Origin of the sequence: Streptomyces sp. SM11, assembly GCF_002910905.1 — a bacterium.
Lineage (GTDB): Bacteria > Actinomycetota > Actinomycetes > Streptomycetales > Streptomycetaceae > Streptomyces.
Map to the genome: position 1 here is coordinate 1 of NZ_NEUE01000125.1, position 13,597 is coordinate 13,597.

2 protein-coding genes are annotated in these 13,597 nt (G+C 74.8%); both read right to left on the reverse strand.

What is annotated here, in order from left to right; translation table 11 throughout:
- On the reverse strand, window positions 1–2,228 hold a 2,228-nt coding region (locus B9S58_RS09325; RefSeq protein WP_146063485.1), incomplete at its 3' end, for a type I polyketide synthase.
- A 16-nt stretch (window positions 2,229–2,244) separates the two neighbouring features.
- Window positions 2,245–13,597: type I polyketide synthase (locus tag B9S58_RS09330; RefSeq protein WP_103531648.1), on the reverse strand; the 11,353-nt coding region annotated here is incomplete at its 5' end.

Below are 13,597 nucleotides of genomic sequence, written 5' to 3' on the forward strand. Positions count from 1 at the left end.
GCGTCCGCGTCACCGGAAACCACCGTCGACAACGGGCCGTTGACCGCCGCGACCGACAACCGACCACCCCACCCGGACAGACGCTCCCGCACCACATCCACCCGCAACGGCACCGACGCCATACCGCCGCGCCCCGCCAACACCCCCACCGCACGGGAACGCAACGCCACCACACGCGCCCCGTCGTCCAGGCTCAACCCACCCGCCACACAGGCAGCCGCCACCTCACCCTGCGAATGACCCACCACACCATCCACGGCCACACCGAACGAACGCCACACCTCCGCCAACGACACCATCACCGCCCACAACACCGGCTGCACCACATCAACCCGCGCCAACAACCGCTCCGAACCCAACACCTCCACCAACGACCAGTCGACGTACGGAGAAAGCGCCCGCTCACACTCACCCATCCGCCCCGCGAAAACCCCCGACTCCCCCAACAACTCCGCAGCCATCCCCACCCACTGCGACCCCTGACCCGGGAAGACCAGCACCGAACGACCCGACGACACCCCCTCACCCCGCACCAGCCCCGGCACCGAGCGGCCCTCGGCCAGGGCTTTCACGCCGTCGATCAGCCGGTCCTGATCGGTGCCCACGACCACGGCCCGCCGTTCGAAGGCGGTACGTGTGAGGGCGAGGGCGCGGCCGGTGGCGGCGGGCCGCAGAGGGCCGGAGTCGGCGCTCAGGTGGGCCAGCAGCCCGGCCGCCTGGTCGCGCAGCGCCTGCTCGGTACGCCCCGAGAGCACCCAGGGCAGCGGGTACGCGTCGCCGTCGGCAGCGGGTTCGGCCACATGTTCGGCCTCGTCCGCCGGGGCCGCCGAGGCCTGCTCCAGGAGCGCCGGGGCCTGTTCCAGGATCAGATGGACGTTGGTGCCACTGACGCCGAAGGCGGACACCCCGGCCCGGCGCGGGCGGCCCGTGTCGTCCCAGGCGCGGGCCTCGGAGAGGACCTCCACGGCCCCCGACGACCAGTCCACCATGGACGTCGGCCGGTCCGCGTGCAGGGTCTTGGGCAGTTCGCCGTGCTCCATCGCCAGCACCATCTTGATGACACCGCCCACTCCGGCCGCCGCCGAGGTGTGGCCGATGTTCGACTTCAACGAGCCGAGCCACAACGGCCGGTCGACGAGCCGGTCCTGGCCGTACGTGGCCAGCAGCGCCTGGGCCTCGATGGGATCACCGAGCACCGTGCCGGTACCGTGCGCCTCCACCACGTCCACCTCGGACGCCGTCAGCCCCGCGTCCGCCAGTGCCGCGCGGATCACCCGCTGCTGCGACGGGCCGCTCGGCGCCGTCAGGCCGTTGCTCGCACCGTCCTGGTTCGTGGCCGAACCCCGTACCACCGCCAGCACCGGATGCCCGTTGCGGCGGGCGTCCGACAACCGCTCCAGCAGCAGGACGCCGACGCCCTCGGACCAACCGGTTCCGTCCGCGTCGGCCCCGAACGCCTTGCAGCGGCCGTCGGCGGACAGCGCGCGCTGTCGGCTGAACGCCACGAACGCGTCGGGGGTCGCCATCACGGACACCCCGCCCGCCAGGGCCAGCGTGCAGTCGCCCGCCCGCAGGGCCCTGATCGCCAGGTGCAGGGCGACCAGGGAGGAGGAGCAGGCCGTGTCCACGGTGACGGCGGGCCCTTCCAGGCCCAGGGTGTAGGCGATCCGGCCGGAGACCACACTGCTCGCGGTGCCGGTGTCCAGCAAGCCCTGGACGTCGGGGAGATGGCGCGAGCCCGCGCCGTAGCCGTTGCCGATCGCTCCGAGGAAGACGCCCGTGCCGGTGCGCCGTAACGTGCGGGGGTCGATCGCGGCCCGTTCGACCGCCTCCCAGGCGGTCTCCAGTGCCAGTCGCTGCTGGGGGTCGGTCGCCAGGGCCTCGCGCGGCGAGATGCCGAAGAACTCCGCGTCGAAGTGGGCCGCGTCGTGGAGGAATCCGCCGTGCCGGGTGTAGGAGGTGCCGGGCCGCTCGGGGTCGGGATCGTAGAGGCCCTCCAGGTCCCAGCCCCGGTCGACCGGCCAGGCGGAGATCGCGTCGGCGCCCCGGGAGACCAGGTCCCACAGGAGTTCGGGGGTGTGGGCACCGCCGGGGTAGCGGCAGGCCATGGAGACGACGGCGATGGGTTCGTGGCGGGCCTGTTCGGCCTCGCGGAGCTGCCTCCGGGCGTCACCGAGGTCCGCGGTGGCGCGCCTGAGGTAGTCGAGCAGCTTCTTGTCGTCGGACATCTGTGCCAGCTCTCTCTCAGGCGTTGCCGAAGTCGTTGTCAAGCAGGGCGAACAGCTCGTCCGCCGTCGCCGTGGCGGTGTCGTCCACCGGCCCGGGCGGTGGTGCCGCACCGTCCGGTGTGCCGGCGCGCCGGTCCCAGCCGCGCAGCAGTTCGTCGAGCCGTCGGCCCACTTCTTCGGTGCCGGCCGCTCCGGGCGGGACGGCCGCGAGGAGCGCGGCCAGCCGGTCCAGTTCGTCCAGCAGCGGCGAGGGCGGTGCGGGCGCGGCGGACAGCTCCGCGTCCAGGTGGGCGGCGAGCTCATCGGGCGTCGGGTGGTCGAAGACGGCCGTCGGCGGGACGGCCACCCCGGTGGCCTCGCACAGCGCGTTCCTGAACCGCACTGCCAGCATCGAGTCGAAGCCGACCTCGGAGAAGGAGCGTTCCGGGCGCACCGGACCGGCTCCGGAGTGGCCGAGGACGGCCGCCGCGTGCCGGATGACCAGGTCGAGGACCGCCTGCCGGCGTGCCTGCCGGTCCAGCGGGGCCAGCCGGGCGGCCAGTCGTACGGCGGGGGTGCGGTCGTCGTCGAGCGCGGCCTTCGCCGTGCCCTCGGCTCTCGCCTCCGCTGTCACCGCGCCCGTGGCCTCCGCTGTCTTCTCGGTCGGCACCCCAGAGGTGTCCGGGGCCACGGCGGAGGCCGTACGGCCCGGTGTGGGCAGCCAGTACCGGTCGCGTTCGAAGGGGTACGTCGGCAGCGGGAGGAGGGACGGGCCGCCCGGCTCCGCGGTCCCCGTCCAGGGCGACCAGTCCACCGGACCGCCACCGGCCGCCCATGCTTCGGTCAGTGAGGCCAGCAGCCGGTCCCGGCCGCCGTCGCCGCGCCGCAGCGTACCGACCGCCGACACCTCCCGCCCGGCCTCCGCAGCCACCTCCTCGATCCCGGCGAGCAGCACCGGGTGCGGGCTGACCTCGACGAAGAGGGTGTGACCCGCCTCCAGCAGGGTGCGGGTGGCCCCGGCGAAGCCGACCGGCTCGCGCAGGTTGCGGTACCAGTAGGCGGCGTCGAGCAATTCCCCGGCGACGGGTTCGCCGGTCACCGTCGAGTGGATCGGGACGGCCGAGGCGCGGGGGCGTATCCCGGTGAGGGCTTCGCGCAGTTCGTCCTCGATCTCGGCGACCTGGGCCGAGTGGGCCGCGTAGTCCACCGGGATCGCCTTGGCCCGGATCCCCTCCCGGTCGCAGGCCGCGATCAGGGCGGCCAGCTCGTGGGGCTCCCCGGCGACGACCACGGCTCCGGGGCCGTTCACCGCGGCCACGCACACACCTCCACCCGTGGGCAGCAGACGCGTGGTCCGCTCGGCGGAGGCGGCGACAGACACCATGCCGCCGCGTCCCGCCAGCTTCAGCAGCGCCCTGCTGCGCAGCGCCACCACGAGGGACGCGTCGTCGAGCGACAGTGCTCCGGCGACGCAGGCGGCGGCGATCTCGCCCTGGCTGTGTCCGACGACCGCGTCCGGGGTGATCCCGGTGTCGCGCCAGCGCGCGGCGAGCGCGACCATCACGGCGAAGAGCACCGGCTGGACGACGTCCACACGGTCGAGTGCCGGGGCACCGGGCGCACCGCGCAGCACCTCGGTCAGGGACCAGTCGGTGTGCGGGGCGAGCGCCCGATCGCAGGCGGCGATGGCGGTGGCGAACGCCTCGGAGGCGTCGAGCGCGGCGACGGCCATACCGGCCCACTGCGAGCCCTGGCCGGGGAAGACGAAGACCGTACGGCCGCCGCGTGCCCGGTCCCGTACGGTGTCGGGGGCGGGCTCTCCGGCCGCGAGGGCGTCCAGCCGGCCGAGGAGCTCGTCGCGGTCGCGGCCGATGGCGGCTGCCCGGAAGGGCAGGGCGGGGCGGGCGGTGGCGAGCGCGTGGGCCGGTCCGGCGGTCCCCCCGTCGGGGTGGGCCCGCAGGTGCTCGCCCAGTCGGCGCGCCTGTCGGCGCAGGGCCGCAGGGGTCATGGCGGAGAGCAGCCACGGGACCGTGGCCCCGGTGTCACCGGACGGTTCACCGGACGCGCCGTGGGGCGCCGGGGCGCCGGGGCCTTCCTCCAGAACGCAGTCGGCGCCGGGGGTTTCCCTCAGGATGGAGTCAGCGCCGGGGGCACCCTTCAGGACCGTGTCGGCGTCGGGGGCGTCCTCCACGATACTGTCGGCAGCCGGTGCCTCCTTCAAGATGCGGTCGGCGCCGGGTGCTTCCTCCAGGATGGCGTGGGCGTTGGTGCCACTCATGCCGAACGCGGAGACGCCGGCCCGGCGCGGCCGGTCACCGTCCGGGGCGTCCCAGGGGCGGGCGTCCGCGAGCAGCCGTACGGCGCCGGCCGACCAGTCGACCCGGCTGGACGCCTCCCGGGCGTGCAGGGTGCCGGGGAGCACGCCGTGCCGCAGGGCGAGGACCGTCTTGATGACCCCGGCGACCCCGGCGGCGGCCTGGGTGTGCCCGATGTTGGACTTCAGCGAACCCAGCCACAACGGCCGGTCGGCGGGCCGGTCCTGACCGTATGTGGCCAGCAGCGCCTGGGCCTCGATGGGATCACCGAGCACCGTGCCGGTGCCGTGCGCCTCGACCAGGTCGATCTCGGCGCCGGACAGCCCCGCCGTGGCCAGCGCGGACCTGATCACCCGCTGCTGTGCGGTTCCGCTCGGGGCGGTGAGGCCGTTGCTGGCACCGTCCTGGTTCACGGCGGTGCCCCGGACTAGGGCGAGGACCGGATGGCCGAGGCGGCGCGCGTCGGAGAGCCGTTCCACGAGCAGGACGCCCACCCCTTCACCCCAGCCCGTACCGTTCGCACCTTCGGCGAAGGAGCGGCAGCGGCCGTCGGGCGACAGGCCCTGCTGGCGGCTGAACTCGACGAAGACGTCCGGGCTCGCCATCACCGCGGCGCCGCCGACCAGGGCGAACGAGCAGTCACCGGCGCGCAGTGCCTGGCCGGCCAGGTGCAGGGCCACCAGTGAGGACGAGCAGGCCGTCTCCACGGTCACGGCGGGGCCGCCGAGTCCGAGGGTGTAGGCGATGCGGCCGGAGGCGACGCTGGTGACCGTGCCGCTGAGGAGGTGCCCCTCGATCTCGTCGGCCGGGTTCTGCGGGCCGGTGCCGTAGCCCTGGGCGGCGACGCCGACGTAGACACCGCCCTCGCTGCCGCGTACCGACGAGGGATCGAGCCCCGCCCGCTCCAGCGCCTCCCAGCTGGTTTCGAGCAGCAGTCGCTGCTGCGGGTCCATGGCCAGGGCCTCGCGCGGGGAGATGCCGAAGAACTCCGCGTCGAACTCGGCCGCCCCCTCCAGGAATCCGCCGCCGGTGGTGTAGAAGGTGCCCGGGTTCAGGGGGTCGGGGTCGTAGAGGGTCTCCAGCGACCAGCCGCGGTCGTCGGGCAGCTCGGTGACCGCGTCCACTCCGTCGGCCACCAGCCGCCAGAGGCCGTCGGGCGAGCGGACCCCGCCCGGGAACCGGCAGGCCATCGAGACGATCGCCAGGGGCTCATCGGCCGCCACGGGCCCGGCCGCACCGCCGACGGCGGCCGCGGAGCCCGCCTCGGCCGTGCCGGTCGTGCCGCTGGTACCGGTCGTGCCATCGGCTTCCGGTTCCGTGCCGTTCAGCTCGGTGAAGAGGTGCGCGGCGAGGGCGGCGGCCGTCGGGTGGTCGAAGACGGAGGTCAGCGCGAGCGGCAGGGCGGTCGCCGTGACCAGCCGGTTGCGGAGTTCGACGGCGGTGAGCGAGTCGAAGCCGACCTCACGGAACGGACGGTCGGCGGCGAATCCGGCGGCCGAGTCGTGGCCCAGGACGGTGGCCGCTTCGCTCCGGACCAGCTCGGTCAGCAGCTTGCGGCCCTCGGGCTCGGACAGTCGGCTCAGCCGGTGCCGCCACGGCGGTCCGCCGCCCGTACCGGGCCCGGACCCGGTGGCGGTGTCCGCCGCCCGGGGCTCCGGGGTGGTCGGCAGGCCGCGCAGCAGCGCGCTGTCCCGTACCGAACCGAAGGTGGGCGCGAAGCGGTTCCAGTCCACCTCGGCCACGACCGTTTCGCCTTCGTCCAGGGCGAGCGACAGGCCGAGCGCGGAGAGGGCCGCCTCGGGGGCCATCGGCACCAGCCCGTGGCGGCGCAGTCCTTCGCCCACGGCACCGGCGGCCATGCCCGGGCCGGCCCAGGGGCCCCAGGCCACCGAGGTGGCCGTCAGGCCCCGCCCGCGCCTCGCGGCGGCGAGGCCGTCCAGGTAGGCGTTGGCCGCCGCGTACGCGCCCTGGCCGCCGCTGCCCCAGGTGCCCGAGATCGAGGAGAACAGTACGAAGGCGTCCAGGGTGCGGTCGTCGAACAGGGCGTCGAGGTGGGCCGCGCCGCGCGTCTTGGCCGCCGTCAGCCGGGCCAGTTCCTCCGGGGTGCAGTCCATCAGCGGGGTGTCCGAGGTGAGTCCGGCGGTGTGCACCACGGCCCGTACGCTCTCGCCCGCGTCGTGCAGTTGCTTCAGGACCCGTTCCAGCGCGGCGCGGTCGGCGACGTCGCAGGCCAGTACGGTGCTCCGGGCGCCGAGCGCCGCCAGGGCGTCGGTCAGCTCGTCGGCGCCGGGGGCCTCCGGGCCCCGTCGGCCGAGGAGGACGAGGTGTTCCGCCCCGCGCTCCGCGAGCCAGCGCGCCACTCGGGCGCCGAGGCCGCCGGTGCCGCCGGTGACGAGGACCGTGCCGCGCGGCGTCCACGGTACGGGCGCGGGTGCCGCGGGCTCCGGCACGGGGACGAGCCGGCGGCCCAGCGGCACGGGAGCGCGCACGGCCACCTGGTCCTCGCCGTCCCGTCCGGCCAGCACCGCGCACAGCCCGTCCAGTGCGGGTCCGTCCAGGGGGTCCGGCAGGTCGACCAGGCCGCCCCAGCGCAGCGGGTGCTCCAGTGCCGCCACCCGGCCCAGGCCCCACACCTGGGCCTGCCCGGGACGGACCTCCTCCGTGCCGTCGGCCGCCACCGCTCCACGGGTGGCGCACCACAGGGGAGCGTCGATGCCGCTGTCGCCCAGAGCCTGGAGCAGCAGCAGGGTCCCGGTCAGGCAGGCGTCCGGCGTCTGCGGATCGGGGTGGGGTTCCCCGGCCGGGGCCAGCAGGGACAGGACACCCGCAAGTTCTCCGAACTCCGGCAGCATCAGGGCTAGTTCGGCCCGTCCGACGGCGGCCCCGACCTGGATCACGACCACGTCGGCGCCGTGACCGGCGAGGGCCTGTTCGCAGGCGAGTGCGGTGTCCTCGGCACCGGGCCCGTCCGGGGTGACGAGCAGCCAGCGGCCGGAGAGGCGGGGTGCCTCGGGGACGGTGAGCGGCTCCCAGGCGATGCGGTGGCGGCGTGGTCCGGCGGCAGCCGCGGCACCCCGGCGGCGCCAGGCGGCAGGGGCCGGGTCCGGGGCGGCCTCCGGCCAGAAGCGCCTGCGCTGGAAGGCATAGGTGGGCAGGTCGACCCGCCGTACGTCGGTGCCGCTCCAGCCAACCGACCAGTCCACCTCCACACCCCGCAGGTGGAGCGAGGCGAGTGCGGTGCGGACCACGTCCGGTTCGGCACGGCCGTCACGCAGCAGCGGCACCGTCCCGCTGTCGCCGGGGTCAGGGGCAGGGGCGGGAGTGACTTCGGGGTCGGAGAGGCAGCCGTGGAGCATGCCGGACAGCACGCCGCCCGGTCCGATCTCGACGTACGTCGTCGTGCCCTCGGCCCGCAGCCGACGGGCCCCTTCCAGGAAGCGCACGGTCCCCCGGACGTGGCGCACCCAGTGGTCGGGGGAACGGAGCTCCGCGGCCGTGGCCGTACGCCCGGTCAGGTTGGAGACGATCTCGATGCCGGGGGGGTGGTACGTCAGCGACTCGGCCACGTCCCGGAACGCGTCGAGCATCCCGTCCATCCGGGCGGAGTGGAACGCGTGGCTCACGCTCAGGCGCCGGGTCCGCCGCCCCCGGGAGCGGAACGCCCCGGCCAGGCGCTGTACTGCGTCCGCGTCACCGGACAGGACCACCGAGGCGGGCCCGTTGACGGCGGCGACGTCCACCCCGTCCCGGTCCGTGTCCCGACCGGGGGCGGGGTACCCGGTGCGGTCGTCCAGCAGGGCCTGACGTACTTCGTCCTCGGTGGCCTCCACCGCCACCATCGCCCCGCCCGCGGGCAGTTCGTCCATCAGCCGCCCCCTGGCGGCCACCAGCGCGCAGGCGTCGGGCAGATCCAGGACGCCCGCGGCGTGGGCGGCGGCGAGTTCACCGATGGAGTGCCCCATCAGCAGGTCGGGCCGCACACCCCAGTGCCGTACGAGCCGGAACAGCGCCGTCTCCAGGGCGAACAGCGCGGGCTGGGTGTACCGGGTGCGGTCGATCAGCTCCGCACCGGGTGTTCCGGGTGCGGCGAACAGGATGTCGCGCAGGGGGAGGTCGAGGTGCGGGTCCAGGCCGGTCAGCACCTCGTCGAGGGCGTCGGCGAACACCGGGTCGTCGCGGTAGAGCTCCGCACCCGCTCCGGCCCGCTGGCTGCCCTGCCCCGGGAAGAGGAAGGCGGTCCGGCCGGAGCGTACGGCGCCGCCGGTGAGCAGCCGACCCGCCGACGTGCCGCGCGTGAGCGCGGTGAGCGCGCGCCGGACGGCCGCCCGGTCCCGCCCCAGGACGGCGGCCCGGTGATCGAGCGAGGCTCGTCCCGTGGCAAGCGAGTAGGCGACGTCCGCCGGTTCGAGTTCCGGGTCGGCATCGAACCGGCTCACCAGCCGGCCGGCCTGGGCCCGCAGTGCCTCGGGGGTCCTGGCCGAGAGCAGCAACGGGACGGGCGGGCCGGTACGGCGGGCGGTGGGGGTGACCGCAGCGAGGCCTGTCGCGACGGTGTACGAGGCGGACGCGTCCTGGGCGTCGGCCAGGACCGAAGCTCCGGTACGGCCCGGGACATCGGTCCGGCCCTGGGCGTCGATCAGGTCCGGAGCTTCGGTATGGCCCGGGGCACCGGGCCTGTCCCGAGCATCGGCCGGGTCCAGGGCGGGCACGGCCGCGATGGCAGGAGCCTGCTCGATGATCACGTGCGCGTTGGTGCCGCTGATGCCGAACGACGACACGCCCGCCCTGCGCGGGCTCCCGGTCTCCGGCCACGGGGTGCGCGCGGTCAGCAGGCGGATGCCGCCGCCGGACCAGTCCACATGGGGGTTGGGCGTCCCGGCGTGCAGGGTTCCCGGCAGTTCGCCGTGGCGGATGGCCAGCACCGTCTTCATCACCCCGGCCACCCCGGCCGCCGCCTGGGTGTGCCCGATGTTCGACTTCACCGAGCCGAGCCACAGCGGGCGGTCCGCCGGGCGGTCCGGTCCGTGGACGGCCTGGAGCGCCTGCGCTTCGATGGGATCACCGAGCTTCGTGCCCGTACCGTGGGCCTCGATCGCGTCGATCTGGTCGGCCCGGAGCGCGGCGTCGGCCAGGGCGGCACGGATGACCTGCTGCTGGGACGGGCCGTTGGGGGCGGTGAGCCCGTTGCTGGCGCCGTCCTGGTTCACGGCGGTGCCGCTGATCAGCGCGAGTACGGGGTGGCCGTGGCGCAGGGCGTCGCTGTGGCGCTCCAGCAGCAGCACTCCGGCGCCTTCGCCCCAGCCCGTACCGTCGGCGTCCGCCGAGAACGCCTTGCACCGTCCGTCGGCGGCGAGCCCGCGCTGACGGCTGAACTCCAGGAAGAGGCGCGGGGTGCTCATCACCGACACCCCGCCCGCGAGGGCCTGCTCGCATTCGCCGCGCCGCAGCGCCTGCACGGCCAGGTGCAGCGCCACCAGCGACGAGGAGCACGCGGTGTCGACGGTGAGCGCGGGTCCCTGGAGGCCGAGGACGTAGGACAGCCGCCCCGACAGCACGCTGGCCGTGTTCCCGGTCAGCAGATGCCCCTCGGAGATCCCCTCGGCGCCCTCCAGCAGCGCGGAGTAGTCCTGGCCGTTGGTACCGATGTAGACGCCGACCTGCCGGTCCCTCAGCGCGGTCGGGTCCTGCCCGGCACCCTCGACCGCTTCCCAGGCGGTCTCCAGGAGCAGCCGCTGCTGCGGGTCCATGGCCAGGGCCTCGCGCGGGGAGATGCCGAAGAACTCCGCGTCGAAATCGGGGACATCGTGGAGGAAGCCGCCCTGCCTGCTGTACGTGGTGCCGGGGCGGTCGGGGTCGGGGTCGTACAGCCCCTCGGTGTCCCAGCCCCGGTTCGACGGCCAGTCACCGACGGCGTCGACGCCCTGCGAGACCAGGCGCCAGAAGTCCTCGGGCCGCGCGACCCCACCGGGGAATCGGCAGCCCATGCCGACGATCGCGATCGGCTCGCCGCTGCCGGGCTCCGCCGCCCGGCCGGCTTCGGTACCGGCGGATCGGGCGGAGCCCGCGGCGTCGTTCGGCGCGGCGGGCAGGGCGAGGTCCCCGCCCGGGTCCAGGTCCGCGAGCAGCCGGTCGGCCAGTGCCGACGGCGTCGGATGGTCGAACAGGACGGCGGCGGGCAGGGCCAGTCCGGTGGCGGCGGCGAGCCGGTTGCGCAGTTCGACCGCCGTCAGCGAGTCGAAGCCGAGCGCGGAGAACGCCTTCGTGGACCGGACCGCGTCGGCGTCGGGGTGGCGCAGGACCGTCGCCGCGTGGGCGCGTACCAGTTCGGTGAGGGTCCTGACCCGGTCCTCGTGGCGCGGAAGTACGGCGATCCGCTGCCGCAACGCGTCGGCGGAGCCACCGCCCTCCCGGGCCGCCGGCGGTACGGTGGCGCCGGGGGCGGGCCTCTCGGCGGCCGGGTCCGGTATCCCGTCGAGCAGGGCGGCGGACCGCAGGCCCGTGCTCGCGGCGAAGCGCCGCCAGTCGACATCGGCGACCACCACGAGCGCGTCGTCCTCCGCGAGCGCCCGGCCGATCGCGGTGACGGCCGTTTCGGGCTCCATCACCGGCATGCCGAAGTCCCGGAGCCGCGCGGCGACTTCGTCCGCGAGCATGCCGGGCCCGGCCCAGGCTCCCCAGGCCACGGACGTACCCGGCAGCCCGGCAGCCCGGCGGGCTGCGACGAGTGCGTCCACGGCGGCGTTGGCGGCGGCGTAGTTGCCCTGCCCGGCGTTGCCGACGACGCCCATCACCGACGAGAACACCACGAAGGCCGACAGGCCGAGATCCGCGGTGGCCTCGTGCAGGTTGCGTGCGGCGGTCAGCTTGGCGCGCAGCACCACGGCGAGCCGCGCGGGGTCCAGCGAGTCGAGCACACCGTCGTCAAGGACGCCCGCCGCGTGGACGACGGCGGAGAGCGGGTAGCGCGCCGGGATGCCGGCGACCAGTGCCGCCAGTGCGGCCGGGTCGGCGGCATCGCAGGCCGCGAAGGCCACTTCGGCACCGAGCGCCGCCAGTTCCGCCCGCAGTGCGTCCGTACCGGGCGCGTCGGCACCGCGCCGGCTGACCAGCAGCAGCCGCTCCGCGCCCTGGCCCGCGAGCCAGCGCGCTGTGTGCGAGCCGACGCCACCGGTTCCACCGGTGACGAGGACCGTCCCCTTCCACAGCGGGCGCGTACGTGCCCGGCCGGCCGCGCCCCCTTCACCGGCCTTCGGCACCACGGACGGCGGGGCGGGCCGGAGACGGCGTCCGTGGACCCCGGTGGAACGCACCGCCACCTGTTCCTCGTCGGCCACGGCTCCCGCGAGCACCGCGCACAGACGGCGGGCCGCCCGTACGTCCAGCGCCTCGGGAAGATCGACCAGACCGCCCAGGCGATGCGGGTGCTCCCGTGCCAGCGTCCGGCCCAGGGCGGCGGACGCGGCCTGGCCAACGCGTCCGGGCCGCTCAGCGCCGCCGAGGGCCGCCGTTCCCTTCGTCAGCGTCCAGAGCCGGGCGTCGGTGCCCGCGTCCTCCAGCGCCTGGGCCAGGGCAAGGGTCAGCGCCGGACCACCGGGCAGGTCGGGGTGGTCGGGGTGGGGGCGCTCCTCCCAGGACAGGAGGGAGAGCACTCCGGCGATCGGCTGCTCCCCCGCGGTCTCCGTGAGCAGAGCGGCCAGTTGTCCGCGGGTCGTGCCCGGGCCGTCGACGACACACGGGAGAACGTCGGCCCCGGCCTCACCTAGGGCGTCCAGGACGGCCGCCGCGTCGTCGCTCTCGGGGCGCAGGGCGAGCCAGCGACCGGCGAGACCGTCCGCCGGTGCGACCGACAGGGGTGCCCAGGCGACGTGGTAGCGCCAGGATTCGGCCTTGCGCTCACGGCTTCTGGCGGAGCGCCAGCTCGCCAGGGCAGGCAGGACCTCGTCCAGGGCCGCACGGCCGACCCCGAGGGTTTCCGCGAACTGGGCGGGGTCCTGCGACTCCAGCTCGTCCCAGCGGTCCTCGGCGGGGGCGGCCGGTACGGCGGCGGGGGCGGTCAGCCAGTAGCGGCTGCGCTGGAAGGCATACGTCGGCAACTCGACCCGCCGCGCCCCCGGGAACGCCCCCGACCAGTCGACCCCCAACCCCTGCTCCCAGGCACGGCCCACCGCACGCAGCACCTGCTCCTGGCCGCCCTCACCACGCCGGAGCGTCCCGAGCACCGCGGCATCCACACCCGCTGCCTCGACCGACTCCCCCACCCCCACACCCAGCACCGGATGCGGGCCGACCTCGACAAAGAACCGGAATCCATCGGCCAGCAGCGTTCTCGTCGCCTGCTCGAACTCGACCGTCCGACGGAGGTTCTGGTACCAGTACTCGGCGTCCAAGCCCTTCGTGTCCAGCCAGCCACCCGTCACCGTCGAGAAGAACGGCACCGCACCCGAGCGCGGGGTGATCCCGGCCAAGTCAAAGAGCAACTGCTCCCGGATCTCCTCCACATGCGAGGAGTGCGACGCGTAGTCCACCTCGACACGACGGGCCCGCACCCCTTCGGCGACAAGCCCCTCCACCAGCTCCGCGACGGCGTCCGCGTCACCGGAAACCACCGTCGACAACGGGCCGTTGACCGCCGCGACCGACAACCGACCACCCCACCCGGACAGACGCTCCCGCACCACATCCACCCGCAACGGCACCGACGCCATACCGCCGCGCCCCGCCAACACCCCCACCGCACGGGAACGCAACGCCACCACACGCGCCCCGTCGTCCAGGCTCAACCCACCCGCCACACAGGCAGCCGCCACCTCACCCTGCGAATGACCCACCACACCATCCACGGCCACACCGAACGAACGCCACACCTCCGCCAACGACACCATCACCGCCCACAACACCGGCTGCACCACATCAACCCGCGCCAACAACCGCTCCGAACCCAACACCTCCACCAACGACCAGTCGACGTACGGAGAAAGCGCCCGCTCACACTCACCCATCCGCCCCGCGAAAACCCCCGACTCCCCCAACAACTCCGCAGCCATCCCCACCCACTGCGACCCCTGACCCGGGAAG